Consider the following 24,449-nt stretch of genomic DNA (forward strand, 5'->3'; position numbering starts at 1 on the left):
GCCGTGGTCAACGTGCCCAATCGTTCCGATGTTCACGTGCGGCTTGCTGCGAGAAAACTTCTCCTTCGCCATCGGCGATGTCCCTACTTTTTCGTTCCGGAGGTTGCGGTGGAAGAGCGCGTTTCAATGGCCGAACGGCTTGGCCCGAACCGGAAGTCTCGTCAAGACCCGTCGTGACGGAGGCGCAAATCCGGCGCGCGGGCATGGTGTTGGAGCGGGTGAAGGGAATCGAACCCTCGTCGTCAGCTTGGAAGGCTGCTGCTCTACCATTGAGCTACACCCGCCGGTCCGTCCGGGCAGATAGCGAATATCGGGCCGCTTGACAATCCGCCGAACGCATTCGCGCACCGATCAATCGGTGTGAGAGCGCAAACGCGCCCTTCCCGACTTGCCGCCACATCGACAACGAGATAGAACATAGCAGGAACAATCGACTGTCATGACCTTCGAATGGGGCCGCGACGATGCCGCTTGCCTCGCTCCGGCAGGAGCAGATCGATGCGCGTATCGGGAGTGCTGTCAACGCAGTCTTTGTTCCAAGTCCAGAACAGCCTCTAGGAGGCCAGCATGCGCCAGACCGGTAAGCTCGACTATTTGGAACTCCCTGCCGCCAACGGCACCATCGACACCATGAAGTCGTTTTATGCGCGGGCCTTCGCCTGGAGTTTCACCGACTACGGGCCCGACTACGCCGCCTTCAGCGAAGGACTCGACGGCGGGTTCGACGGCACCTCGGCCGAGGCGACAACAATACCGCTGCCCGTGCTCTATTCAAGCGATCTCGAAGCGACGGAAGCTGCCGTGGTGGAAGCTGGCGGAACGATCGTCCGACCGATCTTCGCCTTTCCCGGCGGCCGGCGCTTCCATTTCACCGATCCCGCCGGCAACGAGCTCGCGGTTTGGAGTGAAAGCTGAGGCCGTTTCAGGGCAAGAGGAAACGCGTCGGAGCACCCGCCGGGATCGACGGCCAAGTCGACGAAAACGGCTCATGAGGGACGTGGAAGGCTTTCGAGCCGTTCCCTTCGCGTGCGAGCGAACTGTGGGTCGTACCCTCCGCGTTTGGGCGCGGAGACCAGCGGCCCACCCGTAGCGCCCGAAGGCGAAGGGTGGTGGAGGGGGTTGGATTCGAACCAACGTAGGCTGAGCCAGCGGATTTACAGTCCGCCCCCTTTAACCACTCGGGCACCCCTCCATGAAGTTCGCCGCCGCCCAGACGGGCGGCGCGATCGACGGCGGCTCGACCGTCGAGGGCGGTGTTATGGCGATGCGGCCGCGCGCTGTCAACGGGCCCACACAGGATCTGTGGATAGACGCCGGCCGCGACCGGGGATGGCGCAGCGGCGCTTTTTAAGGCAACGATCTCTCGATCTGTCGCTGCGAAGCTCCTATAGCTGGCCGGAGGGGGAGCGGCCGGTGCCCGAGCGTGGCCGTCGCGACCGCCCCGCCCTCGCCTCCCCAAGCTCTCTCCAGGTGCCATGAGCAACGGTTCACCGCATCCCAAGAAGCCTCGCCCCCGCGCACCGGAAGCGGACAGCGGACCGGTGTGGATCTACGGCTTTCACACGGTGGCGGCCGCGCTCGCCAACCCCGCCCGCCGCCGGCGGCGGCTGGTGGCGACCCGCAACGCACTCACTCGACTTGAGGGCGAGGTGGGCGGCGAGATCGGCGAGGCGGAGATCCTCGACCCGCGCGCAATCGCCAAACTGGTGGGCCCAGAGGCGGTGCATCAGGGGGTCGCGCTGTTGACCGATCCGCTGCCGCCGGGCGACCTGGACGATCTCGGCGACGCCCGCCTGGTGGTGCTCCTGGATCAGATCACCGATCCGCACAATGTCGGCGCGATCCTGCGTTCGGCGACGGCGTTGGGAGCGGATGCGGTGATCACCACCAATCGCCACAGCCCGACCGAAAGCGGCGTGATGGCCAAGGCCGCGTCTGGCGCGCTGGATCTGATCAAGGTGCTGACCGTGGTGAACCTCGCCCGCACCTTGGACGCGCTCGGCACCAAGGGCTATCTGCGGCTGGCGCTCGATTCCGACGGCGACGGCCCGATCGAGGACGCGCCTGGCTGCGACCGGCTGGCTTTAGTGCTGGGCGCGGAAGGCAAGGGTGTTCGACCCGGCGTGAAAGCCGCTTGCGACCGCGTGGTCCGGCTCGACATGCCCGGCCCGATCAAGTCGCTGAACGTCTCCAACGCCTGCGTGCTGTCGCTCTATGCCGGCCGTCAGCTTCTGGAACGGCACGCCGACGGCGCGTCCCGATGACCTGTCGACACCGGGAAGCGATGGCGTGCATTCCCAGCTTCCGTGTGATACGAGCCAAGCGTCAGCCGGTATAGCTCAGCTGGTAGAGCAACCGCCTTGTAAGCGGTAGGTCGGGGGTTCGATCCCCTCTGCCGGCACCAGCCCACTTGTGCTTCGGCTCCGGGACATCTGCTCGCCGCGCCGGCGGGAAAAACCGGTCTGCCTGGAAGCGCTAGACGCGATCGGAAGAATCGCGGGCGGCCGCGACATTCGCCGGGCCATTCGGGCGCGTTGCGACGAAGGCGGCCCCCACCCCCATCAGCCCGGCCACCAACAGCGCCAACATCCAGGACGGTCGGGCGGCGACAAGAAACACCGCAAACCCGATCGCCATGCCGATGAAGGCCGCCCGCTTGGCGCGCGGCGAGATCGCGCCATGGGTCCGCCAATTGCCAAGCGGCGGACCGAGATGGGGATGGGCCAGCAGCCAGGCTTCCAACCGGGGCGAAGAGCGGGCGAAGCATCCCGCCGCGACGATCACGAACGGCGTGGTCGGCAATACCGGCAGCACCGCGCCGACGAAGCCGAGCGCGAGCATAAAAATTCCCAAGACCAAAAAGGCGATACGCTTCATCGGCTTCGGCTGAGTTGGGCCGGTCCCGATCGACCAAAGTTTATGGGGCCGTTCGTCCGTCGCATCGAAGCGATATGGGGATCGGACAGCCCGCCGCCACGCGGCAAGAGCGCGCGGACACCGCGATGAAGGACGCTTCGCGCCGATTGCCGCGAAAAACCGGCACCCACTTTTTCGCCGGTGCTCTCTACCCGTTCCGCTTTCCTCGGCCTCACGGAGCGGGTCTACGTTCTTGTTTCGACGCGTTTTCCGGAGGGTCAACCGGTTTCCACTTGGCCTGGAAACGCTTCTAGCCGACCAACGACGGCTCCGCGGTCACCCGGAAGCGGGCCGTTGCGGGATCCGCCGTGTAGCGCTCGACGAAGCGATCGGCATTGCGGGCAAGCCAAGCCACTCCATCGATGACGGCATCGGCTTTTTCGTCCGACATCAAATAGGAGAGATTCAGGCGGACCCAGCCCGGCTTCTCCAACTCGTGGCCGGCTCGAAGCCGCCCGAACAACCGTTCGGACATCGCCTCGTCGATCTCGAGAAGACGATGGCCATAGGGACCCGCACACGCGCAGCCGCCGCGGGCCTGGATACCGAGCACGTCGCTCAGCATCCGGGTGAAGAGCTGTTGATGGACAAAGCCCCCGTCCGCGCGCCTGACCTGAAACGAGAAGATCGGCAGCCGTTCGCGCACGGCCGGCTGCCCCAGAAGCCGGATCTCGTCAACATCGCCCCAAACCGCGAGCGCGCGCTCCACAAGCGCCTGATTGCGCGCGGCAATCCACTGTGCGCCGACCGCATCCTTCACCATGACGGCCAGGGCAGCGCGGATGTCGCCGACCACGTTGGGCGTGCCCGCCTCCTCGCGCGCCTCCACGGACGAACTATAAGCATGCCCCCAGGGCGAAACGAAGGAAACGGACCCGCCGCCCGGGGCCGTGGGCGTCGACCGACAGACGATGGTATCGCGCGCCACCAGCACGCCGGAGGCCCCCGGCCCGCCGACGAACTTGTGCGGAGAGAAAACGATCGCGTCCTTCTCCGCATCCGGCGCTGGCGCCATGTCCATCGCCAGATAGGGCCCGCCACCGGCATAGTCCCAGACCGACAGGGCACCATGGGCCTTGAGACACCGGGTCACCGCGACAGTGTCCGTAACGATGCCGGTCACGTTGGAGGCGGCGGAAAAACTGCCCACGATCAGGTCGGCCCCGCCGGCCACCGCGAGTGTCTCCTCCAGCGCACGAAGATCCACGCCCCCTTGGGCGGTTTCGGGGATTTCGCGCACCTCAGCCCCGCATTCGCGCCAGGGCAGAATGTTGGAATGGTGCTCGTAAGGGCCGATCAGCACCACGATCCGCTCGCCGCGCGCGCATCTGCGGGCGAGATCGAGCAAGCCCACGATCCGATTGATCCCCGAGGTCGCGCCGCTGCCGGTGAACACGACATGGCCGTCCGGGCCGGCGTTCACGGACGCGGCGACGATCGCCCGCGCCTCGCCGCGCATCCGGGTCATCGTCTCGCCGCAGAAGGACGCCTCGGTGTGGCTGTTGGCGTAGAAAGGCAGCACGTCGTCTCGGACGAAGTCCTCGATCTGGGCGAGCGCCCGCCCGGAGGCGACGTAGTCGGCATAAAGCAGCGGCTTGCGGCCAAACGGCGTCTCGATCTCCACCCCCTCGCCGATCAGGCCGGCCTGCAATCTCTCCACCAGATCGGTGGTTTCGAGAGAATGGCGAAAACGCATCAACGGGGTCATCGGGAGCTCTCCTGGATCAGGGCAATCCGGAGCGGGACGGGCGGAGCACCGCCCCACCTCTTACGCGATCCCGCTCGCTTAGCCGGATGAGAATGCCGAAAGAGACCCGAGATTTTGGTCGAAATGACCCACATATTGGCATTATATTCGATGAAATGAACGACAAATTTTCCGATATGGATGAAACTGATCTAAAGCTTCTGGCGGCCCTTCAAGCCGCGCCGGATCTTTCCCAGCGCGAGCTCGCCGAGCGCATCAACCTGTCTCAGAACGCCTGCTGGCGCCGGCTGAAAAAGCTTGAGGACAGCGGCGTGATCGTCGGCCGCAGCCTGCGGCTCGACCGGGAGGCGCTCGGCCTCGACCTGATCGTGTTCGCCATGATCCGCACGCGCAGCCATTCCGCCGAATGGCTGGAGAAATTCCGCCGCCACGTCGCCACCATCCCGGAGGTCATCGACTTCTACCGCATCAGCGGCGACTACGACTACATGCTGAAGATCGCAGCCCGCGACATGGCGAACTACGACCGCGTCTATCAGCGCCTGATCGAGAAGATCGAGCTGGACAATGTGACCTCCTATTTCGCCATGGAGGCCATCTTCGACAATCGGCCGCTTCCGTTGCGATAGATCGCGCCAAGCGCGTCCCGACACACCGGACACCGGTTCGCCGTCCGCATTTGCGTTACCCCATCGGCCGAGGCTGCTCAAAACCGCTCCGCGGCGGGACGGACTGGCGAGAGTATGTGCAAATTTGCACAACCATTGCGCGCTCAATCCCCTAGTCTCACTGTGCTGAGCGTATAGGCTGAGGAAAACGATAAAATCAGGAGAGGAACAGCGCGCATGCTCGGGGTCGGGCACAGTCTTTGCGTCCTCCTGGTCGACAGGCGGAGCGACCGGGTGGGCAACTTCCTGGATCCTGCGACCGAAACCGGTGGCGGGTCGTGGGGAGCGTCATATCCCACCGAACGCCCGATCCCGATTGCCGACGGCGTCCTCACCGGCCGTAAGCCGGCCCGATTCGGACACCTGCGGCCGGCGCGCGCCGAAGCCCTTTCGGCGCACCAATTTCCGACAAACCGATTTCAATCCACTCGCAGGACAGCCCCTGCCAAACGAGATTTCTCGTCTGTCGTCAGGCCTTTAACGGCGGCGATGACGGAAGCGCGCAAAGCAGCAAGGAGGGAGGAAGCATGAAACGGTTACTTTCTACAGGACTGGGTGTCGCCACACTCGCGCTGGCGGCCGCTCCCGCGCTCGCCCAGGACGGCGTGTCCGACGACGTCGTGAAGATCGGCGTTCTCGGCGACATGTCCGGGGTCTACTCGACCGGCTTCAGCGGCGAAGGCGCCGTCGCGGCGGTCAAGATGGCCGTGGAAGACTTCGGCGGCACCGTGCTCGGCAAGAAGATCGAGGTCATCTCCGCCGATCACCAGAACAAGGCGGACGTGGCGTCGGCCACCGCACGCCAGTGGATCGACGAAGATCAGGTCGACATGATCACCGACCTGACGAACTCCGCGGTCGCGCTCGCCGTCCAGCAGCTTGCCTCGGAAAAGAAGGTCATCACCATGGCCACCGGGGCCGCGACCAGCGACCTGACCGGCAAGGCCTGCACCAAGTACGGCATCCACTACGGCTACGACACCCACGCCCTGCCGGTCGGCACGGCCACGGCGGTCGTGAAGAATGGCGGCGATAGCTGGTACTTCATCACCGCCGACTACGCCTTCGGCCACGCGCTGGAAAACAACACGTCCGAGGTCGTGAAAGCACTGGGCGGCGAGGTTCTCGGCGATTCGATGGTGCCGCTCGCGACCACCGACTTCTCGTCCTATCTGCTGCAGGCCCAGTCCTCGGGCGCCAAGGTTATCGGCCTTGCCAACGCCGGACAGGACACGGTCAACTCGATCAAGCAGGCGCATGAGTTTGGGATCACCGAGGCGGGCCAGCAGCTCGCCGGCATGCTGGTGCTGATCTCCGACGTGAAGAGCCTCGGCACCGATGTCGCCAAGGGCCTCAACTTCACCACCGCCTGGTACTGGGACGGCGATGACGAGTCGCGGGCCTGGAAAGAGAAGTACATGAAGTACTCCAACGACGCGGCACCGACCTTCCCGCACGCGGCCGACTATTCGCTGACGATGGCCTATCTCAACGCCATCAAGGCGGCCGGCACCGACGACAGCGACGCCGTGCGCGCCGAGCTTGGCAAGATGAAGATCGACGACTTCTTCGCCAAAGGCGGTACGATCCGCGAGGACGGCCTGCTCGTGCACGACATGTACCTGCTGCAGGTGCAGGAAGGCGCGGACGATCCCTGGAACGTGGCCAAGGTGGTGCGCACCATCCCGGGCGACGAGGCCTATGCCTCGTTGGCCGATAGCGGCTGCCCCCTCGTCCAGTAACGTCCAAACGCGAAGCGGCCGGCGCGCCGGCCGCTTCGGCCCGGCCCACCGGCCGGGCGCTGTGGCCAGGATCGCATAGATGACGGACACCATTCTGCAGGCGATCGACCTCAACAAGAGTTTCCGCGGCTTTTCGGCCGTTCAAAACGTCAATCTTTCCGTGGAACGCGGCCGTATCCACGCCATCATCGGCCCGAACGGCGCGGGAAAGACCACGCTCTTCAACCTTTTGACCAAGTTCTTGACCCCGACCTCGGGCAAGATCGTCTTCAACGGCACGGACATTACACACCGCAAGCCGGCGGAAATCGCCAATATGGGCGTCGTTCGCTCCTTTCAGATTTCTGCGGTGTTTCCTCACCTCACGACGCTTGAGAATGTGCGGCTCGCGCTGCAGCGCCGGCTCGGCGTGAGCTATCATTTCTGGCGCTCCAAGAGCGTGCTGGAGGCGCTCGACGACGAGGCGATCGAACGGCTCGGCCAGGTCGGCCTCGACAAGTTCGCGCACGTGCGCGCCGTCGAGCTTCCCTATGGCCGCAAGCGGGCGCTGGAGATCGCAACGACGCTGGGGCTCGATCCGGAGCTGATGCTGCTCGACGAGCCGACCCAGGGAATGGGGGCGGAGGATGTCGGTCTCGTCACCGACCTCATTCGCAAAGTCTCTGCCGGGCGAACCATCGTAATGGTCGAGCACAATCTCGGCGTGGTGGCGGAGCTTGCCGACACGATCACGGTCCTGAACCGTGGCGAGGTGTTGGCCGAGGGGCCGTATGAGAAGGTGTCCAAGAACCCAGCCGTGATGGAGGCCTATATGGGCGTCAAGATCGAAGAGGTCGGGGCATGACGATCCGGGTCGCTCGGCGATGAACGCACCCGCGGAAGACTATCTGCGCATCAGTGACCTGCATGCCTGGTATGGCGAATCCCACGTCCTGCACGGCATCGACGTCACCCTCGGCAAGGGCGAGATCATCACGCTGCTCGGCCGGAACGGTGCCGGGCGGACAACCACGCTACGCTCCATCATGGGCATGGTCGACCGCCGCTCCGGCTCGATCCAGATCGACGGCGAAGAGATGATCAACATGCCCGCCCATCGCATCGCACCGCGCGGGCTGATCGGCTACTGCCCGGAGGAGCGCGGCATCTTCGCCACGCTGAATGCGGAAGAAAACCTGCTGCTGCCGCCCGCCCTCTCCAGCGGCGGCATGAGCCTCGACGAAATCTACGACATGTTTCCGAACCTGTTGGAGGCACGCCGGCGCATGGGCACAAGCCTTTCCGGCGGCGAACAGCAGATGCTGGCGATCGCCCGCATTCTCAGAACCGGCGCGCGGCTGCTGCTTCTGGACGAAATCACCGAAGGGCTCGCGCCCGTAATAGTGAAAACGCTCGATACGGTCACCCGCCGCTTGAAGGAAAAGGGCTTCACCATCGTGCTGGTGGAGCAGAATTTCCGCTTCGCCGCGCCGCTGGCGGACCGGCACTACGTCATCGAGCACGGCCGCGTGGTGGACTGTTTCGAGGCGGATCAGGTGGAGGCCAACATGGACCGGCTGAACCACTATCTGAGCGTGTAGAATGGGCCCGATTGGCCGAAAGTCGCTTGAGGCGGGAGACGACGTGATGACAGAGAGGGCTGCGCCGTGGACGTGAACATCAAGCTCATTCTCGCCCAAGCCATGCTCGGCCTCAACAATGGCGTGTTCTACGCCATGCTGAGCCTTGGACTTGCGATCATCTTCGGCCTTCTCAACGTCATCAACTTCGCCCATGGCGCGCTCTATATGACCGGCGCGTTCGTGGCGTTGATCCTCTATTCCTTTCTCGGCGTCTGGTTGGGGATGGAGTGGCTGCACATCGGCTTCTGGCCGGCGCTGATCATCGCACCGCTGGTGGTCGGCTCGTTCGGCATGCTGATCGAGCGCCTTTTGTTGCGCTGGCTCTACCGCTACGACCCGATCTACAGCCTGCTGCTCACCTTCGGGGTCGCGCTCGTTCTGCAGGGCATCTTCATCAACTATTTCAACGTCTCCGGAACGCCCTACCCGGGACAGCCGGAGTCCCTGCGCGGCGTCGTCAATCTCGGCTTCATGGTGTTTCCGAAATTCCGGCTGTTCGCGATCGTGTTTTCGGTGATCGTCTGCTTCGCCGTCTGGTTCGTCATCGAGCGAACCCGCATCGGTTCGGTGCTGCGGGCAGGAACCGAGAAACCCGAGCTCGTCCAGGCGTTCGGCATCAACGTGCCACTGATGGTGACGCTGACCTTCGGTTTCGGCACCGGGCTTGCCGGGCTCGCGGGTGTGCTGGCGGCACCGATTTATTCGGTCAGCCCGCTGATGGGCGCCGACCTCATCATCGTCGTCTTCGCCGTGGTGGTGATCGGAGGCATGGGCTCCATCCTCGGCGCGGTGGTCTCGGGCCTGGCGCTCGGCCTCATCGAAGGCATGACCAAGGTCTTCTACGCGCCGGCGGCAAGCACGGTGATTTTCTTCCTGATGGTGGTCGTCCTCCTGGTGCGGCCGGCCGGCCTGTTCGGACGCCAGAGTTAGACCGCCGGGCCAAAACGTGGGGACCGGTTTTTCGCGACAATCGGCGCGACACAAAAAATCATCGGACGATGATCCGAGGACCAGAGCTGAGGAAATGACGATGAACGACGCCGTGGCCGACGCCGGGGACCTGTCTGCGGCCGCTTCGACCGGACGCTCTCAACGCTCGCGCGTGGCGCAGATCTTGATGTGGGTGGCGTTGATCGCGGCCGTCGTGGTGGCCCCGTTCTTCCTCTATCCCGTCTTCGTGATGCAGATCCTGTGCTTCGCGCTGTTTGCCTGCGCCTTCAACCTTTTGATCGGCTTCACCGGGCTGCTCTCCTTCGGTCATGCGGCCTTTTTCGGCGGGGCGGCCTATGTCGCCGGTCACGTCATCAAGGTGTGGGGCCTCTCCCCGCTCGCCGGAATCCTGGTCGGCGCGCTGGCGGCGGCGGTTCTCGGCTACCTGATCGGCGCGCTCGCCATCCGCCGCCAAGGCATCTACTTCGCCATGATTACGCTGGCGCTGGCCCAGATCGTCTACTTCTTCGCCCTCCAACTTCCGTTCACCGGCGGCGAAAACGGACTACAGGGCATCCCGCGCGGGCACCTGTTCGGCATCATCGATCTCAGCCAGCCGATGGCGATGTACTGCTTCGTGGCGGCGATTTTCCTGATCGGTTTTCTGATCATCTATCGCACCGTGCACTCGCCATTCGGACAGGTATTGCAGGCGATCCGGGAGAACGAGCCGCGAGCCTTGTCGCTCGGCTACAACATCGATCGCTTCAAGCTGATGGCATTCGTGCTGTCGGCAACGCTGTCCGGCGTGGCCGGGGGCACCAAGGCGGTGGTGTTCCAGTTCGCGTCGCTGACCGACGTCCACTGGCAGACCTCCGGCGAAGTGATCCTGATGACGCTGCTCGGCGGCATGGGCACGATCTTCGGTCCCGCCGTGGGCGCGGTCACCATCGTCACGCTACAGCACGAGCTGAGCTTCATGGGCTCCTGGGTGCAGGTCGTGATCGGCGCGATCTTTATTCTCTGCGTGCTTCTGTTCCGCCGCGGCATCGTCGGCGAAATCGGCCGGATGCTGAGGGTCACCTCCGTATAGGAGCTTTCGCGCGAGGGGCACCTCCCATCCCGCAGGCGTTTTGCAGCCGACAAAAAGCCCCGCACTCAACACTGAGCGCGGGGCCTTTTGTTTTCAGGATATTGAGACGTCCGCTCCGGACGAAACCGCGAGCACATCGAGTGGCGTGGGCGCCTATTGTTCAACGCAAATCCGGACGGAAAACCGGTTCCCACTTTTCCTGGATTTGCGAAGCCAAAGCGCGACCGCGCGCCGGCTGGAGGCTGCCCTCGCGGAGACATCGCGCAATGCGCGACTGTCGTGAGCGGAAGCCCAAGAAAACCGGTTCCCACTTTTCCTGGATTTAACTTCTCTCCTGCAAATCCGGACGGAAAACCGGTTCCCACTTTTCCTGGATTTGCTTTAGCCCGCTGCGGCGAGCTTCAAGTCGTGCTTCGGCTGGACCTCGTTCAGATAGTCGGTCATCAGCGTGCGAGTGATCTCGCCGACTTCGAACCGGTACGGGCCGATCTCGGAGACCGGGGTCACCTCGGCGGCCGTGCCGGTCAGGAAGCATTGCTCGAAGTCCGCCATTTCCTCCGGCAGGATCGTGCGCTCGCGCACCTCGATTCCCCGCGCCTTGGCGAGCTTGATCACCGTGTCGCGGGTGATACCGGCCAAGAAGCAGTCCGCAACCGGGGTGTGCAGAACGCCGTCCTTGACGAAGAACACGTTCGCGCCGGTGGTCTCGGCCACATGGCCGCGCCAGTCCAGCATGAGCGCGTCGGCATAGCCCTGCGCCTCCGCCTCGTGCTTGGAGAGCGTGCAGATCATGTAGAGGCCGGCCGCCTTCGCAGTCGACGGCGCGGTCTGCGGGTCGGGGCGGCGATATTTCGCCATCGCCAACCGAATGCCCTTCAGCCGCTCGGCCGGATCGAAGTAGCTCGGCCATTCCCAGCACGCGATCGCCACGTTGATGCGATTGGACTGCGCCGACACGCCCATCATCTCGCTGCCGCGCCAGGCCACCGGGCGCAGATAGGCATCCACCAGCCCGGAGCGAGCGAGCAGCTCGCGCTGTGCGGCGTTCAGTTCTTCCGCGGTGTAAGGGATCTTGAAGCCCAGGATTTCGCCGGAACGGATCAGCCGATCGGTGTGATCTTCCAGCCGGAAGATTACACCGCCATAGGCGCGCTCGCCTTCGAACACCGAGCTGCCATAGTGCAGCCCATGGGTGAGCACGTGCACCTTGGCGTCGCTCCACGGCACGAATTCACCATTGTACCAGATCTCGCCGTCGCGTTGGTCGAAAGGCACGCCAGCCATGATCGATATCTCCTTATCGGTTCTGCTTGTTTTCCGATCCGGCACAATCCCTTCGGCCATAATATGACCGAGGAGTGTCGGCTTTGCTTGACGACCGTAACCCCTTAAGGTCACCGCCGGCCACTCGGCTTCGGCGCAGGCGGTCCTACTGCCGCCCGAGATCACTCTCGAAGGATTGTTTCGTCAAGAGACCCTGTTTCGTAACAATCGCAAACGCAATATGTCAATATGGCTGACATAATTTCTAGTCGGTTCGCATCGCCGCGACTCAAGGCCCGGCCGTCCGAGACGGAACCGGAGGGAGAGGAGCTGCGCTACGACCTGATCGAACTTCTGTTCTTCGCGTACCGCGACTTTGTCGGCGAGGCGGATTCCGTGCTTGCCGAGTATGGCTTCTGGCGGGCCCATCACCGGGTTCTGCATTTCGTGCATCGCAATCCCGGCATCCGGGTTGCCGAGCTTCTGGGGATCCTCCAGATCACCAAGCAAAGCCTCGGTCGGGTGCTGAAGGAGTTGGTCGACAAGGGCTATATCGAGCAGCGCACGGGGGCGGAAGATCGCCGCCAGCGGCTGCTCTACGCCACCGAGGCCGGCCATGCGCTCGCCTACAAGCTCTCCAGCCTGCAGGACGCCCGGATTTCCGCCGCCCTTGCCGAGCTCGGCCCGGAAGCGGCGGAAACCGCCCGCATCTTTCTCACCTCGCTGGTCAATGCCGACGAGCGCGCCAGCGTCGCACGCCTGACCCGCCGCCCCTCTGGACCGACGGAATGACGACACCTGCCCCCACACCGCGTGACGATGCCGCCCATATTCTGGTGGTCGACGACGACAGCCGCATCCGCAGCCTTCTGCATCGCTATCTGGCGAACGAAGGTTACCGGGTGAGCGAGGCGGCCGATGCTGCCGAAGCCCGGCGCAAGCTGCAGACCTTCGCCTTCGACCTCGTCATTCTCGATGTCATGATGCCCAGCGAAAGCGGCTTCGACCTGATGCGCTCGACGCTTGCCGGCAAGGACATCCCAGTGATCATGCTGACGGCGCTCGGCGACAGCCCGGACCGCATCAACGGGCTGGAGCTCGGTGCCGACGACTATGTGCCCAAGCCGTTCGAACCGCGCGAGCTGGTGCTGCGGATCGCCCGGATCCTGTCGCGGCGCGGCGCCCAGAAGCAATGGCACGGCGCGGTGCGGTTCGGCCGCTTCGTCTTCTCCATCGAGCGCGAGGAGCTGCGCGCCGGCGACGAGGTGATCCGGCTTACCGACCGCGAACGGGCTCTCATGAAAACCTTTGCCCAACAGCCCGGCGAGACGATCGCCCGCCACCTCCTGGTCACCGACGAGACCCGGATGAGCGAGCGAACGGTGGACGTACAGATCAACCGGCTCAGGCGAAAGATCGAGGAGGACCCGGGTAACCCGCGCTACCTTCAGACGATCCGAGGGGTCGGCTACCGGCTGATGGCGGACCCCAGAGATTGACGCCTTCGCCGTTCGCCCCGCCCTTGCTGCCGCCCAAATCCGGGTGCAGCGTGAAGAGATGTGCGCCGCTCTCTCCTGCGGACGAGGCGCGCTGTTTGACGGATCGGCATCCGGAGCGACATGGCCACGCTTGACGATTCCTCACCGACCCCGACCCGGCCCTTGTGGCAACGGGTGCTGCGGTCCGGCGGGTTACCGCCACCGGTCGGCCGCTGGCTGCGCCGGCAGATGCCGCACGGGCTGTTTCCGCGCTCGCTGCTGATCATCCTGATTCCGATGGTGCTGCTGCAGTCGGTCGTCGCTTTCGTGTTCATGGACCGGCATTGGCAGAACGTCACCAGCCGGCTTTCGGAGACCACCGCTGCGGAGGTCGCCACGCTTGCGACCCTGATCGAGCGCGCGCCGACCCGCGCCGAAGCTCAGGCAATCGTCTACGCCGCCTCCTCCCAGATGTTCGTCTCCGCGACGCTGGAACCGGACGGCAAGCTGCCACCCCCGGCCCCCAAGCCGTTCTTCTCGCTCCTGGACCGTACCTTGAGCGCCAGCGTGCGCGACCGGGTCGGCCGGCCGTTCGCGATCGAGATCATCAACGAAGCCAAATTCGTAGAGATCCAGGTCAAGCTGAACGCCGGCATCCTGAAGGTCGTGGTCCGCCGCAGCCAGGCCTACGCCACCAACTCCCACATCACACTGGTCTGGATGGCGGGCACATCGGTGGTGCTGCTGTCGATCGCGACTTTGTTCCTGCGCAACCAGATCCGCCCGATCCAGCGCCTGGCCGAAGCGGCCGAAAGCTTCGGCCGGGGGCGGCCGATCGAAGGGTTCCGCCCGCGTGGTGCGACCGAGGTGCGCCAAGCCTCGCGCGCTTTTATCGAAATGAGGCGACGCATCGAGCGCCAGATGGAACAGCGCACGGCCATGCTCGCCGGCGTGTCCCACGACCTGCGCACGATCCTGACGCGCTTCAAGCTGGAGCTCGCCTTCCTGCCCGAAAGCGAGGAGACCGACGCCCTGAAAAAGGACGTCGACGCCATGCAGGCCATGTTGGAGGGCTATCTCACCTTCGCCCGCACCGACATCGACGAGAGCTCCGAAACCCTCGATCTTGCCGACCTGCTGGACGATTTGGCCGCCGAGTGCCGCCGCCACGGCGCGGATACCACGGTCACCTTCGAGGGCGACCGCGAAATCGAAGCCAAACCCAACGCGCTCAAGCGCGGGCTCCACAATCTTGCGATGAACGCCGCGCGCTACGGCAAGACGGTGCAGATCGCCGGCCGCAACCTCGACGGCTGGGTCACCATCACCATCGACGACGACGGCCCGGGTATTCCGGCCGCCGCCCGCGAAGACGTGTTCCGCCCGTTCTTCCGGCTCGACACGGCCCGCAACCAGGATGTCAGCGGCACCGGACTCGGCCTCGCCATCGCCCGCGATGCCATCCGTGGCCACGGTGGCGACATCATGCTTGCGGACGCCCCGTTGGGCGGATTGAGGGCGCGAGTTCACCTGCCGGCGTGAACAATCTCAAGCACACTTTGCGACCTGATTTCCGCTTCGTCTAAAACGCGAAGCCAGCGCGCGACTTCTCCTTTGCCGCTCATTCCCGCGAAAGCGGGAATGAGCGAAGTGAGTGGCTGGGCTTAGAGTTTCCCGCAGCACCTGCGAAAAACCGGTACCCACTTTTTCGCCCGGCGCCAATTTTACGTCGCGCCGGTTGCTGCGAAAAACCGGTACCCACTTTTTCGCCCGGCGCTCAGAACATCCGGACGCCGTTTGCGACGCGCTTGTCGATCGCCGCAAGCACGACACGTCCGGCCTCGTCGGGAAAGCCCAGGGTCAGGACCTCGGAGCGGATCGGACCGATCTGGCGCGGCGGGAAGTTGACCACCGCCATCACCTGGCGGCCGACAAGTTCTTCCGGCGTGTAGTGCTCGGTGATCTGGGCGGACGATTTCTTGATCCCGATCTCCGGCCCGAAATCGATCATCAGCTTGAACGCCGGCTTGCGGGCCTCCGGAAACGGCGCCGCTTCGACGATCGTTCCGGCCCGGATGTCGACCTTCAGGAAGTCGTCGAAGCCGATCGTGTCGGCGCTCAGCGCGGTCTCGCTCATCAAGGTCCCTTTCGTGATCTAGGTCAGGAGCTCATAAATCCGGACGATCCGGAGCCTGAAACGGCAAAGAGATGCCCGAAGAGCCGCGACGGGCCGGGCCTTTCCCCCGTCCGAGCGGCTCGACGCAGAAAGCTCCGATCGACTCGCCCGCATTTATGGGGCCATGACCTAAACTGGCGCCGCGGGCGGATCGCTTTCCTCAGGCGCCTCGCGATCGGGTCGGCGCATTGGCCGGCGCGGCGGACGGCGAAACAGCCGGGTGGCCCGCTCCAGGCGGACGAAGATCTGCTCGGAGCGGCGTAGCTCCTTGTCCAGCGCCGCCATGGTGCGCGGCATCCCCGGATCGTCTTCCGTGAGAAACACCCGCATGACCCGCGCGAACGCGACGACGAGGCCTTCGGTCGCGGCCGCGCCGAGCAGGCCTTCGATACGGATGCCCGCCGCCGTCAGCATCCAGCGCTGGGAGACGAAGGCGATCTTGTTGAGGCCGGCAGCAAGGGTTGGATCGCGTCGCGCGGAGGCGGCGAGCCCTCGCAGGGCGGCCTTATGCGGCACCAGCGCATCCAGCCGGCGCATCAGCACGTCGAACAAGCGCTCGCGCGGCGGCTCGTCGGCCATGTCGGAGACGTCCTCCGCCAAAACCTCGGCATCGATCTCGCGGACGAAGGCCTCCAGGATCGCCATCTTGCCGTCGAAGCCGGCGCGCAGGTCCGCAAGCGAAATCCCGGCCTGGCGGGCGACATCGTCGAGGCCGATCTCTTCCCATCCGCGCTCCTCCAGAAGCGCGAGCAAAGCATCCACGATCGACCGGCGTTGCTCCTTGGTCACCATGGCGAATTCCTTTTCTCGGCCGGTGAGCCCAGAAAATCTGGGAGCTCACACTCCGTTCAAGCCTGCCTCAGGAGATAGGGGCCGCCCCTTGGCAATCCAAACCGGGCACGAGCGGGATGCAGAAAAGTGGGAACCGGCTTCCACTTTGCCTGGAATCGCCCTAGTTCCCGAGTTCGCGGGCCCGCTTGGTCGCCGCCGCGACGGCATCGACGAACAGACGCTGGAGCGCTTCATCCTCCATCAGGACGGAAAGCGCGGCCGCTGTCGTTCCGCCAGGCGAAGTAACATTGCGGCGCAGGGTCTCCGCATCCGCCTCGCTGGCGTCCAGCAGCGCGCCGGCACCGGTTACCGTGCCGCGAGCGATGCGCATGGAGAGATCCTCAGGCAGGCCGGCCTGGCGCCCGGCTTCGGCGAGGCACTCCACCATATGGAAGACGTAGGCCGGGCCTGAGCCGGAGACGGCTGTTGCCGCGTCGATCAGCGCCTCGTCCTCAACCCACTCCACGCTGCCGATCGCGCCCAGAAGCGTGGTTGCCGCCGCGCGTTCGTCGTTACCGACGGCGGCGTTGCCCACCGCCACCGTCACACCACGTCCGATCTGGGCTGGCGTATTCGGAATGGTACGGATGACGGGACCCGGCCCGAGCGCAGCTTCCAAAGTAGCAAGCGTGATACCGGCGGCCACAGACACGACCGTGGTCTCCGCATCGCGCAAGCTCTCAAGGGTGGGCAGCACGTCGGCCATGGCCTGCGGCTTGACGGCCAGGATCAGCACGCCGGCGCGCATATCGGCCGGCGGCGTCTCCGTCACGGTCGCCCCCATCGCCTCAGCGGTGGCTTTCACCTCGTCGGAGGGCGCGGGATCGACGACCACGACCGGTGCGGCTGGCGGCGTGCGCCCCCAGCCGATCAGCATGGCGCCGCCCATCTTGCCGGCTCCGACGAGAACAATCGGCCGGTTCACCGGCTCGCTCATGCCTCGCCTGCCGTCTCAAACAGCGCCGTATCCAGCGCGTCGGAGGCCGACTTGCCGGCCCAGACGACGAACTGGAAGGCCTGGTAGTGGCGTTCGCACATCTCGATCGCATGGCCGAGCATGCCTTCGATCTGTGACGGCGTCGGCATGGCGTCGCCGGAGAGAAGCTGGGCATGGCGGAAGATCACCACCCCTTCCTTGCTCCACAAGTCGAAGTGGCCCATCCACAGCCGCTCATTGACGAGGGCGAGCAGACGCACGACCTCGGTGTGGCGCGGCTCGGTCACCTTCAGATCGAAGGCAGCGGCGAGATGCAGCGCCTCGAACTCGTCCATCCAGGTGAACGAGACGTGATAGTCGCACCAGTGGCCGGAGATGGAGATCGTTATCTCGTCATCGCCGGAGCGGTCGAACAGCCAGTCGTTGGCAACAGCGATGTGCTCGATCTGATCGACCGGGTTGTGTGCGCGGTCCAATTCGGTGTCGATGAATGTCATGACCGATCCTCGCGGTGCCGTGGCGGGGGAGACGAAGGCGGCTGCAGCCTCCCAGAGGGGCGCAAACGGGTATCGTCGGCGGTGCGCTGGCCGGCGCCGGTTCGGCGCGCGCTGCGCGCGACACGCGAATCTCTATCGGTTCGAGTATATCGACGCAAACGCGCTTCGGCGAGCCGGTCAGAAGGAAGGTGTGGACGAGCCGTCACTTTCGGACGAGCCGGACGACGCCGGACCGGACCCCGCCTCCAGCGCCGCAACCCGCGCTTCCAGCGCGGCAATCCGCGTCTGAAGGGCGTCCACCTGATCGCTCGCCGTGACGGCCATCTGCTTCACCGCCTCGTGCTCGTCGCGTTGGACCAGATCCATATCGGCCAGAAAGCGCTCGGCCTGGGCGCGCACGATGCCTTCCGCCTCCCGGCGGAACGATTGCATCACCGTGGAGGCGTCGGTGGCGAGCTTGGCGAAGTCGTCGAAGAGCCGATTGGAGCCCTGGGTCATGGTACCTGTCCCTGAAGCGAACGTTGCTGCGGGAGACTATGGGGAGCCGTTGCGTCCGGAACAAGACGGTAGGCGCGATGTCGCCTTGACGCGGCGGCGAGCCTCGGCCCACTGTCCGCCCGCCGCCGGACCTTGTCGACCCCGGGGCCGCGCCCACGCGCGCCGATCCCGCCGCCCTCACGAGGCCCATCCAGGGACGATCGCATGCCCGTGTTCGTGATTCCCTACCCCACGATCGACCCCGTGCTCGTCGAACTCGGTCCGTTCGCGGTGCGTTGGTATGCGCTCGCTTATATCGCGGGCATCCTGTTGGGGTGGTGGTACATCCGCCGGCTGGTGCAGACGGACCGGCTGTGGGGGCCTCTCTCCAGGCCGAGCCCGGCCGCCATCGACGACTTCGTGTTGTGGGCCACGATTGGCATCGTGGTGGGCGGTCGCCTCGGCTTCGTGCTGTTCTACAACTTCGACTACTACCTTGCCCATCCCGCCGAGGCGCTCGCGCTGTGGGAGGGCGGCATGTCCTTCCACGGCGGCTTTTTGGGCGTCGTGATCGCAATGATCCTGTTTGCCCGCAGCCGGGGCATCGCCACCTGGACGCTGTTCGACCTGGCCGGTGCGGCGACCCCGATCGGCCTGTTCTTCGGCCGCATCGCCAATTTCATCAACGGCGAGCTCTGGGGCCGCCCCACTGATGTGTCCTGGGGCATGAAGTTCCCAACATGGAACTCGCAGACCCAAGAGTGGATCTATTTTGGCACCGAAGTCGTGCGCCACCCGAGCCAGCTTTACGAAGCCGCGCTGGAGGGCTTGATGCTGTTCCTCGTCCTGCGCCTGCTGACCCACCACTTCCGCACGCTCAAGCGCCCGGGCCTGACCGCGGGCGCGTTTGCCGCCGGCTACGGCATCGCGCGCATCGTCGGCGAGCAGTTCCGCATGCCGGACGTTCAGATCGGCTTCCTCACCGGCGGGCTCACGATGGGCATGCTCCTGTCGATCCCGATGATCCTCGCCGGCGCCTGGGCGATCTGGCGGGCGCTGTCGCGGCCGGCGCCGACAGAAGCCGAGGGAAGCGCCGACGCGGGCCGCAAATGACCACGCCGCTTGCCCGCGAGATCGCTGCCGAAATTGCCGCCGACGGTCCGATCTCGATCGCGCGCTACATGGCGCGCTGCCTTGGCGATCCGCGCCACGGCTATTACACGACCCGGATTCCGTTCGGCCAAGACGGCGATTTCGTCACCGCCCCGGAGGTCTCGCAGGTGTTCGGCGAGCTGATCGGAGCCTGGCTGATTGCGGCGTGGGAAGACCAGGGTGCCCCCTCCCCAGTTCGGCTGGTCGAACTCGGACCGGGCCGCGGCACGCTGATGGCCGACATCCTGCGGGTTGCCCGGCTCCGGCCCGGTTTTCTTCAGGCGACCCATGTCGATCTGGTGGAGACGAGCCCGCGCCTGCGCGACGCCCAGCGCGACCGGCTCGCCGACGCCCCCTGCCCGATCACCTGGCACGAGCGGATCGAGGAGGTGCCAGGCGGCCCGGCATTCGTGGTCGCAAACGAATTTTTCGACGCCCTGCCGATTCGTCAGTTCATGCGCACCGAGACGGATTGGCACGAACGCGTGATCGGGCTCGACGACACCGGCGCGCTTGCCTTCGGGCTCGGCCCGGCGAGGTTGGACGATGCCGCGCTCACCGGCCTGCCGTCCGCCCAGCCAGGCACGATCCTGGAACGCCAGCCGATCGCGGATGCGATCATGGCGACACTGGCGACACGAATCGCGACCGAGGGCGGGGCGCTGCTGGCGATCGACTACGGCTATCTCCGACCCGGCTTCGGCGACACGCTGCAAGCCGTCAAATCTCACGCCTACGCTCCCGTTCTGGAAACACCGGGCGAGGCCGACCTCACTGCCCACGTTAACTTCGCCGCGCTGGCAGGTGCGGCCGAATGCTCCGGCGCGGTCGCCCATGGCCCCATGACCCAAGCCGCCTTTTTGCTGGCGCTGGGCCTGGTGGAGCGCGCCCAAAAGCTTGCCGCCGGCAAGGACGATACCGCGTTCGCCACTCTCGAAGCGGCCCTCAACCGCCTCGCCGGCGCCGAAGAAATGGGCGAGCTCTTCAAGGTCCTCGCGGTCACGTCGCCGGGGATCCGGCCACCCCCGTTCTGATCGAGCGAGATCGACCCTCCGCCACAAAGTGGCTTTACGCACCCGCCATGCTGTTGGGATAGTCTCAAAAACGCGTCGTTTTGCATCGGCGCGACGGGAGGCGACCATCGATGAGAGACTTCTTGCCTGCTCGACTCACATCCCGCATTGGCAGGTCCCGATGATCACAGCGTCGGACCTTTCGGGTGCCGATGGCATCCGGCATGGCTTTTTCACGCGTGAGGGCGGCAAATCCGAAGGGATCTATGCAAGCCTGAATGTCGGCCTCGGCTCCCGCGACAACCCGGAGACGGTGCGGGAGAATCGCGAGCGGGTCGCCGGCGCGCTCGGGGTCGCCGCCGATCGGCTCGTGACCCCCTATCAGGTTCATTCGGCGACCGCCCTGGTGGTCGATGGTCCTTGGCCCGAAGAAGACCGTCCGCGCGGCGATGCCGTGGTGACGGCCACGCCGGGCGTTGCGGTCGGGGTCTCGACGGCGGATTGCGGACCGGTGCTGTTCGCGGACGCGGACGCGGGCGTGATTGCGGCCGCCCACGCCGGTTGGCGCGGGGCGTTCGACGGGGTTCTGGAAGCGACGCTCGCCGCCATGGAGGATCTCGGTGCCGAGCGCAGCCGCATCATTGCCGTGCTGGGACCGACGATTTCCCAGGACGCCTACGAGGTCGGACCGGAATTCGTCGAGCGATTCCTGGACGCGGACCGCGCGAACGAGACCTATTTCGCCGACAGCGAGCGGCGCGGCCACGCCTTTTTCGACCTGCCGCGCTACATCGTCGACCGACTGCAGGTGGCCGGGCTTGCCAACGCCTCCCGCCTCGATCTCTGCACCTACCGCGATCCCGACCGCTTCTTCTCCTATCGCCGCTCACAACATCAAAACGAGCCGGACTATGGCCGCCTGGTCTCTGCAATCGCGATCGCGGCGGATCGATAGGCCGGCCCGCCCATCCGCGTTTGCGACATTCGGCCGGCACACCCACCACAAGGACCGTACGCCATGGCACTTGCCTTCGAGCGCGACGAATATGACCGACGCAAGGCCGCGGTTTTGGCCGAAATGGCGGATCGTGGCCTGGACGCTCTGCTCATGTTCGCGCCGGAAAGCCACTTCTGGCTCACGGGCTACGACACTTTCGGCTACTGCTATTTCCAGTGTCTGGTGCTGACCAAGGACGGCCGCCTCGTCCTGATGACCCGTCTGCCGGACCTCAGACAGGCGCAGCACACCTCACTGGTGGAAGATATCCGTGTCTGGGTCGACGAAGGCGGCGCGAACCCGACCAAGCGGCTGATCGATATCCTGTTCGAATTCGACCTGCTGGGCGCCTGCATCGGGGTGGAAACCGACACCCACGGTCTGACGGCCGCCAACGGAAAGCTGCTCGACGAAGCGCTGCAGTCGTTCGCCACGGCCGAGGACGCCTCCGATCTGGTGCCGACCCTGCGGTCGGTGAAAAGCGCGGCCGAGATCGCCTATGTCCGCACCGCCGCAGCCCTCTGCGACGACGCCTGGGAAGCCGGTCTCGCCGAGATCCGGCCCGGCGCGGACGAAGGCCGCATCCTGGCGGCCATGCAGGGGGCGGTGTTCGCCGGTGGTGGCGACTATCCCGGCAACGGGTTCATCATCGGGTCCGACCGCGACGCGCTTCTGTGCCGGACCAAGTCCGGACGGCGGACTTTGTCGCCCTCCGACCAGATCACGCTGGAGTTCGCCGGCGCCTATCGCCACTACCACGCCGCCATGATGGCGACCGTGACCATCGGTGGCGGCACCCTGCGCCACCGCGAGCTGTTCGACGCCGCGGAGGCAGCCCTTTCCGCCGTGGAGGACGCGATGCAGCCGGGACGTACGTTCGGCGACGTGTTCGACGCCCACGCCAAGGTGGTCGACGCGGCCGGCATGCAGCCGCACCGCATGAACGCTTGCGGCTATTCCCTCGGCACCCGCTACGCTCCATCCTGGATGGACCCGCCGATGTTCTACCGCGGCAACCCGACCGAGATCGCTCCCGATATGGTGCTGTTCGCGCACATGATTCTAATGGACAGCGACAGCGGAACCGCGATGACGCTGGGACGCAGCTACCTGACCACCGACGGCGCGCCCGAGCCGTTGTCACGCCACCCTGTCGCCCTGATCGACCGCGGCTGAAGCCCGCCTGCGAGCCCGATCGACACCCCGGCTGGATTTCGAGATCCGGCCCGGCTAGACAACGATAGGGATTTCGCCTCGCACCTCGTGCGGGAACCCGATTGGCGAACGACCTGCCGGAAACGCATTGTGATCTGAGGGAGCCTCGGAACATGGGAGCACTGGTCTCCGCGCGCCCACGCGGCCGAACCGCCCGACACCTCACCGCCATCGTCGCGGTGCTTCTGCTTGCCGGCTGCGGGACGGCGGATCTGTCGGGTGTGGTGAACTTTCCGGGCACGCCAGGGTCCGCGACCGCACCGGTCAGCAAGCAGGACGTGACGTTCGCCTTCGAGCCGTTCACGGGCATGCCGGGCAACATCGCCGACACTCTGGCACAACAAATCGCGGACGAAGCGGCGATCCACAACCTACAGCTCGTCAAGCGCGTGGGCGCGCCGGCGACCTACCGGGTGAAAGGCTTCCTTTCCGCCGTCAGCTCCGACAATGCGGCGAACATCGTCTACGTCTTCGACGTCTTCACGGCCGAGGGTACGCGGCTCCACCGCATCACCGGCCACGAGTCCGCCGGCATCACTTCCGGCGATCCCTGGTCGGGCGTCAACGAAGACGCCTTGAACAACATCGCCATTGACGTGGTGGGTGAGCTCGACGCCTGGCTCGGCGGCGGAGCGAAATAGCCGTCCCCTCACCGGGCCGGCGCGCACAATCCCCGGCTTCGGCGACGCGCACATGTTGCCGAGAGGGTGGCACATTGCTAGTTACCGTCCGGCCGGTCCGGCTCCCAGGATTTTGATAGAGGCGCGCCCCATGAAGCTCGTGGCGGGAAATTCGAACAAATCACTCGCCGAACAGATCTCCGCCTACCTCGAAGTGCCTCTCACCCAATGTCTGGTCCGTCGGTTCGCCGACCAGGAGATCTTCGTCGAGGTTCAGGAAAATGTCCGCGGCGAGGACGTCTTCGTCATCCAGTCGACGAGCTATCCGGCTAACGATCACTTGATGGAGCTTCTGATCCTCACGGATGCGCTGCGCCGCGCCTCCGCCCGACGGGTCACGGCCGTTATTCCTTACTACGGCTACGCCCGGCAGGATCGCAAAGCCGGGCCCCGCACGCCGATCTCCGCCAAGCTCGTCGCCAACCTGATCGTGCGCGCAGGCGCCGACCGCGTGCTGACGCTGGACCTGCACGCCGGTCAGATCCAGGGCTTCTTCGACATCCCGACGGACAATCTGTTTGCCGCGCCGGTGTTCACTCGCGACATCAAGGAGCGCTACGAACTCGGCAATATCATGGTGGTGTCGCCGGACGTTGGCGGCGTGGTGCGCGCCCGGGCGCTGGCCAAGCGCATCGATGCCCCGCTCGCCATCGTCGACAAGCGGCGCGAGCGCCCCGGCGAATCGGAGGTGATGAACGTCATCGGCTCGCCGGAAGGACGCGACTGCATCCTGGTCGACGACATCGTCGATTCCGGCGGCACGCTGTGCAACGCGGCCGATGCGCTGCTTGCCCAGGGCGCCACCAGCGTCACCGCTTACATCACCCATGGCGTGCTGTCCGGCGGGGCAGTGGCGCGGGTCGCCAACTCGCGCCTGACCGAGCTCGTGATCTCCAACTCGATCGAAGCGACAGAGGCCATGATCGCGGCGCCGAACGTCCGCAGCGTTTCGATCGCTCCGCTGATCGGCGAGGCCATCAGCCGAACCGCCTTGGAAGAATCCGTCTCCAGCCTGTTCGACTGATCCGGTACGGACATGGAGAATTCGGGCCGC

Annotated in this window: 26 protein-coding genes and 3 tRNA genes; 19 read left to right on the forward strand and 10 right to left on the reverse strand. The window is 65.3% G+C overall.

Going from position 1 to position 24,449, the window contains the following annotated elements:
• Nucleotides 1-210: 210 nt before the first annotated feature.
• Nucleotides 211-284: transfer RNA gene (locus HNS03_RS17415), tRNA-Gly, on the reverse strand.
• 283 nt (nt 285-567) lie between these two features.
• On the opposite strand from HNS03_RS17415, the gene HNS03_RS17420 reads away from it, so the two are divergent.
• Nucleotides 568-915, forward strand: coding sequence for a VOC family protein (locus HNS03_RS17420; RefSeq protein WP_367197126.1), 348 nt, complete (start codon nt 568-570; stop codon nt 913-915).
• A 192-nt stretch (nt 916-1,107) separates the two neighbouring features.
• On the opposite strand, the gene HNS03_RS17425 is transcribed toward HNS03_RS17420, so the two are convergent.
• A tRNA-Tyr gene (locus HNS03_RS17425) sits at nt 1,108-1,192 on the reverse strand.
• On the opposite strand from HNS03_RS17425, the gene HNS03_RS17430 reads away from it, so the two are divergent.
• The 3 genes from HNS03_RS17430 to HNS03_RS17440 all read left to right on the forward strand — a co-directional run bounded on the left by HNS03_RS17430 (nt 1,193) and on the right by HNS03_RS17440 (nt 2,404).
• Entirely contained in the window at nt 1,193-1,351 is a 159-nt protein-coding gene (locus HNS03_RS17430) for a hypothetical protein (protein WP_367197128.1), read from the forward strand.
• A gap of 124 nt (nt 1,352-1,475) precedes the next feature.
• Nucleotides 1,476-2,264: a TrmH family RNA methyltransferase gene (locus tag HNS03_RS17435; protein ID WP_367197130.1), complete on the forward strand. Its 789-nt coding sequence runs from the start codon at nt 1,476-1,478 to the stop codon at nt 2,262-2,264.
• Nucleotides 2,265-2,328: 64 nt separating this feature from the next.
• Nucleotides 2,329-2,404 (forward strand) — tRNA-Thr (locus tag HNS03_RS17440).
• Between the two features lie 71 nt (nt 2,405-2,475).
• Here HNS03_RS17440 and HNS03_RS17445 read toward each other — a convergent pair.
• Together HNS03_RS17445 and HNS03_RS17450 are read right to left on the reverse strand one after the other, a co-directional pair.
• Nucleotides 2,476-2,877: a YbaN family protein gene (locus HNS03_RS17445; RefSeq protein WP_367197131.1), complete on the reverse strand. Its 402-nt coding sequence runs from the start codon at nt 2,875-2,877 to the stop codon at nt 2,476-2,478.
• A gap of 289 nt (nt 2,878-3,166) precedes the next feature.
• Nucleotides 3,167-4,624 carry an aminotransferase class V-fold PLP-dependent enzyme gene (locus HNS03_RS17450; protein WP_367197133.1) on the reverse strand — a complete coding sequence of 486 codons (1,458 nt, stop codon included), beginning with the start codon at nt 4,622-4,624 and terminating at the stop codon, nt 3,167-3,169.
• A 176-nt stretch (nt 4,625-4,800) separates the two neighbouring features.
• Here HNS03_RS17450 and HNS03_RS17455 point away from each other — a divergent pair, with 176 nt between their 5' ends.
• From HNS03_RS17455 to HNS03_RS17480, 6 genes are all read left to right on the forward strand, one after another.
• Complete coding sequence (locus HNS03_RS17455) at nt 4,801-5,253, forward strand: Lrp/AsnC family transcriptional regulator (RefSeq protein ID WP_367197135.1); 453 nt, start codon at nt 4,801-4,803, stop codon at nt 5,251-5,253.
• A gap of 566 nt (nt 5,254-5,819) precedes the next feature.
• Nucleotides 5,820-7,034: an ABC transporter substrate-binding protein gene (locus HNS03_RS17460; protein WP_367197137.1), complete on the forward strand. Its 1,215-nt coding sequence runs from the start codon at nt 5,820-5,822 to the stop codon at nt 7,032-7,034.
• A gap of 79 nt (nt 7,035-7,113) precedes the next feature.
• Complete coding sequence (locus tag HNS03_RS17465) at nt 7,114-7,878, forward strand: ABC transporter ATP-binding protein (RefSeq protein ID WP_367197139.1); 765 nt, start codon at nt 7,114-7,116, stop codon at nt 7,876-7,878.
• Between the two features lie 19 nt (nt 7,879-7,897).
• Nucleotides 7,898-8,614 (forward strand): ABC transporter ATP-binding protein, encoded by a 717-nt coding sequence (locus tag HNS03_RS17470; protein WP_367197141.1) that lies wholly within the window; start codon nt 7,898-7,900, stop codon nt 8,612-8,614.
• Between the two features lie 102 nt (nt 8,615-8,716).
• Nucleotides 8,717-9,586 carry a branched-chain amino acid ABC transporter permease gene (locus HNS03_RS17475; protein WP_367197289.1) on the forward strand — a complete coding sequence of 290 codons (870 nt, stop codon included), beginning with the start codon at nt 8,717-8,719 and terminating at the stop codon, nt 9,584-9,586.
• 100 nt (nt 9,587-9,686) lie between these two features.
• Nucleotides 9,687-10,679, forward strand: coding sequence for a branched-chain amino acid ABC transporter permease (locus tag HNS03_RS17480; RefSeq protein WP_367197143.1), 993 nt, complete (start codon nt 9,687-9,689; stop codon nt 10,677-10,679).
• Between the two features lie 381 nt (nt 10,680-11,060).
• Here HNS03_RS17480 and HNS03_RS17485 read toward each other — a convergent pair whose 3' ends face one another.
• Complete coding sequence (locus HNS03_RS17485) at nt 11,061-11,963, reverse strand: branched-chain amino acid aminotransferase (RefSeq protein WP_367197145.1); 903 nt, start codon at nt 11,961-11,963, stop codon at nt 11,061-11,063.
• Between the two features lie 228 nt (nt 11,964-12,191).
• On the opposite strand from HNS03_RS17485, the gene HNS03_RS17490 reads away from it, so the two are divergent.
• The 3 genes from HNS03_RS17490 (at nt 12,192) to HNS03_RS17500 (ending at nt 14,962) form a co-directional block, all read left to right on the forward strand.
• A complete protein-coding gene (locus HNS03_RS17490; protein WP_367197147.1) occupies nt 12,192-12,734 on the forward strand; it encodes a MarR family winged helix-turn-helix transcriptional regulator in 543 nt (180 codons plus the stop codon).
• On the forward strand, nt 12,731-13,441 hold the full coding sequence (locus HNS03_RS17495) for a response regulator (RefSeq protein ID WP_367197149.1): 711 nt from the start codon (nt 12,731-12,733) through the stop codon (nt 13,439-13,441). Before HNS03_RS17490 ends, HNS03_RS17495 begins: the two co-directional genes overlap by 4 nt.
• A 120-nt stretch (nt 13,442-13,561) precedes the next feature.
• Nucleotides 13,562-14,962 carry an ATP-binding protein gene (locus tag HNS03_RS17500; RefSeq protein ID WP_367197150.1) on the forward strand — a complete coding sequence of 467 codons (1,401 nt, stop codon included), beginning with the start codon at nt 13,562-13,564 and terminating at the stop codon, nt 14,960-14,962.
• A gap of 235 nt (nt 14,963-15,197) precedes the next feature.
• Here the strand turns inward: HNS03_RS17500 and HNS03_RS17505 are convergent, their stop codons facing one another.
• The 5 genes from HNS03_RS17505 to HNS03_RS17525 form a co-directional block, all read right to left on the reverse strand.
• On the reverse strand, nt 15,198-15,557 hold the full coding sequence (locus tag HNS03_RS17505) for a tRNA-binding protein (protein WP_367197151.1): 360 nt from the start codon (nt 15,555-15,557) through the stop codon (nt 15,198-15,200).
• A 168-nt stretch (nt 15,558-15,725) separates the two neighbouring features.
• Nucleotides 15,726-16,388, reverse strand: a complete 663-nt coding sequence (locus HNS03_RS17510; RefSeq protein WP_367197152.1) for a TetR family transcriptional regulator — start codon at nt 16,386-16,388, stop codon at nt 15,726-15,728.
• 160 nt (nt 16,389-16,548) lie between these two features.
• The gene (gene proC / locus HNS03_RS17515) at nt 16,549-17,364 is read right to left on the reverse strand and encodes a pyrroline-5-carboxylate reductase (protein WP_367197154.1); all 816 of its coding nucleotides are present in this window, start codon (nt 17,362-17,364) and stop codon (nt 16,549-16,551) included.
• The gene (locus HNS03_RS17520; protein WP_367197155.1) at nt 17,361-17,861 is read right to left on the reverse strand and encodes a YbjN domain-containing protein; all 501 of its coding nucleotides are present in this window, start codon (nt 17,859-17,861) and stop codon (nt 17,361-17,363) included. The genes proC and HNS03_RS17520 overlap by 4 nt, the downstream gene beginning before the upstream one ends.
• 177 nt (nt 17,862-18,038) lie before the next feature.
• Complete coding sequence (locus tag HNS03_RS17525; RefSeq protein WP_367197157.1) at nt 18,039-18,359, reverse strand: accessory factor UbiK family protein; 321 nt, start codon at nt 18,357-18,359, stop codon at nt 18,039-18,041.
• Nucleotides 18,360-18,563: 204 nt separating this feature from the next.
• Between HNS03_RS17525 and lgt the strand changes: the two genes are divergently transcribed.
• The 6 genes from lgt to HNS03_RS17555 all read left to right on the forward strand — a co-directional run bounded on the left by lgt (nt 18,564) and on the right by HNS03_RS17555 (nt 24,419).
• A complete protein-coding gene (gene lgt / locus HNS03_RS17530) occupies nt 18,564-19,451 on the forward strand; it encodes a prolipoprotein diacylglyceryl transferase (protein ID WP_367197159.1) in 888 nt (295 codons plus the stop codon).
• Nucleotides 19,448-20,524, forward strand: coding sequence for a class I SAM-dependent methyltransferase (locus HNS03_RS17535; RefSeq protein ID WP_367197161.1), 1,077 nt, complete (start codon nt 19,448-19,450; stop codon nt 20,522-20,524). Before lgt ends, HNS03_RS17535 begins: the two co-directional genes overlap by 4 nt.
• 160 nt (nt 20,525-20,684) lie before the next feature.
• Nucleotides 20,685-21,458, forward strand: coding sequence for a peptidoglycan editing factor PgeF (gene pgeF, locus HNS03_RS17540; RefSeq protein WP_367197163.1), 774 nt, complete (start codon nt 20,685-20,687; stop codon nt 21,456-21,458).
• A 63-nt stretch (nt 21,459-21,521) separates the two neighbouring features.
• The gene (locus tag HNS03_RS17545; RefSeq protein ID WP_367197165.1) at nt 21,522-22,676 is read left to right on the forward strand and encodes a M24 family metallopeptidase; all 1,155 of its coding nucleotides are present in this window, start codon (nt 21,522-21,524) and stop codon (nt 22,674-22,676) included.
• A 152-nt stretch (nt 22,677-22,828) separates the two neighbouring features.
• Nucleotides 22,829-23,356: a hypothetical protein gene (locus tag HNS03_RS17550; RefSeq protein ID WP_367197167.1), complete on the forward strand. Its 528-nt coding sequence runs from the start codon at nt 22,829-22,831 to the stop codon at nt 23,354-23,356.
• Between the two features lie 130 nt (nt 23,357-23,486).
• Complete coding sequence (locus HNS03_RS17555) at nt 23,487-24,419, forward strand: ribose-phosphate pyrophosphokinase (RefSeq protein ID WP_367197169.1); 933 nt, start codon at nt 23,487-23,489, stop codon at nt 24,417-24,419.
• The last annotated feature ends 30 nt before the right edge of the window (nt 24,420-24,449 follow it).

The sequence above is a fragment of the Amorphus sp. 3PC139-8 genome, assembly GCF_040750475.1.
Lineage (GTDB): Bacteria > Pseudomonadota > Alphaproteobacteria > Rhizobiales > Amorphaceae > Amorphus.

Excerpts from the sequence above, each read along its gene's own strand:
- HNS03_RS17420 (WP_367197126.1), top strand. The coding sequence starts at position 568 with ATGCGCCAGACCGGTAAGCTCGACTATTTGGAACTCCCTGCCGCCAAC.
- HNS03_RS17430 (WP_367197128.1), top strand. The coding sequence starts at position 1,193 with ATGAAGTTCGCCGCCGCCCAGACGGGCGGCGCGATCGACGGCGGCTCG.
- HNS03_RS17435 (WP_367197130.1), top strand. The coding sequence starts at position 1,476 with ATGAGCAACGGTTCACCGCATCCCAAGAAGCCTCGCCCCCGCGCACCG.
- HNS03_RS17445 (WP_367197131.1), bottom strand. The coding sequence starts at position 2,877 with ATGAAGCGTATCGCCTTTTTGGTCTTGGGAATTTTTATGCTCGCGCTC.
- HNS03_RS17450 (WP_367197133.1), bottom strand. The coding sequence starts at position 4,624 with ATGACCCCGTTGATGCGTTTTCGCCATTCTCTCGAAACCACCGATCTG.
- HNS03_RS17455 (WP_367197135.1), top strand. The coding sequence starts at position 4,801 with ATGGATGAAACTGATCTAAAGCTTCTGGCGGCCCTTCAAGCCGCGCCG.
- HNS03_RS17460 (WP_367197137.1), top strand. The coding sequence starts at position 5,820 with ATGAAACGGTTACTTTCTACAGGACTGGGTGTCGCCACACTCGCGCTG.
- HNS03_RS17465 (WP_367197139.1), top strand. The coding sequence starts at position 7,114 with ATGACGGACACCATTCTGCAGGCGATCGACCTCAACAAGAGTTTCCGC.
- HNS03_RS17470 (WP_367197141.1), top strand. The coding sequence starts at position 7,898 with ATGAACGCACCCGCGGAAGACTATCTGCGCATCAGTGACCTGCATGCC.
- HNS03_RS17475 (WP_367197289.1), top strand. The coding sequence starts at position 8,717 with ATGCTCGGCCTCAACAATGGCGTGTTCTACGCCATGCTGAGCCTTGGA.
- HNS03_RS17480 (WP_367197143.1), top strand. The coding sequence starts at position 9,687 with ATGAACGACGCCGTGGCCGACGCCGGGGACCTGTCTGCGGCCGCTTCG.
- HNS03_RS17485 (WP_367197145.1), bottom strand. The coding sequence starts at position 11,963 with ATGGCTGGCGTGCCTTTCGACCAACGCGACGGCGAGATCTGGTACAAT.
- HNS03_RS17490 (WP_367197147.1), top strand. The coding sequence starts at position 12,192 with ATGGCTGACATAATTTCTAGTCGGTTCGCATCGCCGCGACTCAAGGCC.
- HNS03_RS17495 (WP_367197149.1), top strand. The coding sequence starts at position 12,731 with ATGACGACACCTGCCCCCACACCGCGTGACGATGCCGCCCATATTCTG.
- HNS03_RS17500 (WP_367197150.1), top strand. The coding sequence starts at position 13,562 with ATGGCCACGCTTGACGATTCCTCACCGACCCCGACCCGGCCCTTGTGG.
- HNS03_RS17505 (WP_367197151.1), bottom strand. The coding sequence starts at position 15,557 with ATGAGCGAGACCGCGCTGAGCGCCGACACGATCGGCTTCGACGACTTC.
- HNS03_RS17510 (WP_367197152.1), bottom strand. The coding sequence starts at position 16,388 with ATGGTGACCAAGGAGCAACGCCGGTCGATCGTGGATGCTTTGCTCGCG.
- proC (WP_367197154.1), bottom strand. The coding sequence starts at position 17,364 with ATGAGCGAGCCGGTGAACCGGCCGATTGTTCTCGTCGGAGCCGGCAAG.
- HNS03_RS17520 (WP_367197155.1), bottom strand. The coding sequence starts at position 17,861 with ATGACATTCATCGACACCGAATTGGACCGCGCACACAACCCGGTCGAT.
- HNS03_RS17525 (WP_367197157.1), bottom strand. The coding sequence starts at position 18,359 with ATGACCCAGGGCTCCAATCGGCTCTTCGACGACTTCGCCAAGCTCGCC.
- lgt (WP_367197159.1), top strand. The coding sequence starts at position 18,564 with ATGCCCGTGTTCGTGATTCCCTACCCCACGATCGACCCCGTGCTCGTC.
- HNS03_RS17535 (WP_367197161.1), top strand. The coding sequence starts at position 19,448 with ATGACCACGCCGCTTGCCCGCGAGATCGCTGCCGAAATTGCCGCCGAC.
- pgeF (WP_367197163.1), top strand. The coding sequence starts at position 20,685 with ATGATCACAGCGTCGGACCTTTCGGGTGCCGATGGCATCCGGCATGGC.
- HNS03_RS17545 (WP_367197165.1), top strand. The coding sequence starts at position 21,522 with ATGGCACTTGCCTTCGAGCGCGACGAATATGACCGACGCAAGGCCGCG.
- HNS03_RS17550 (WP_367197167.1), top strand. The coding sequence starts at position 22,829 with ATGGGAGCACTGGTCTCCGCGCGCCCACGCGGCCGAACCGCCCGACAC.
- HNS03_RS17555 (WP_367197169.1), top strand. The coding sequence starts at position 23,487 with ATGAAGCTCGTGGCGGGAAATTCGAACAAATCACTCGCCGAACAGATC.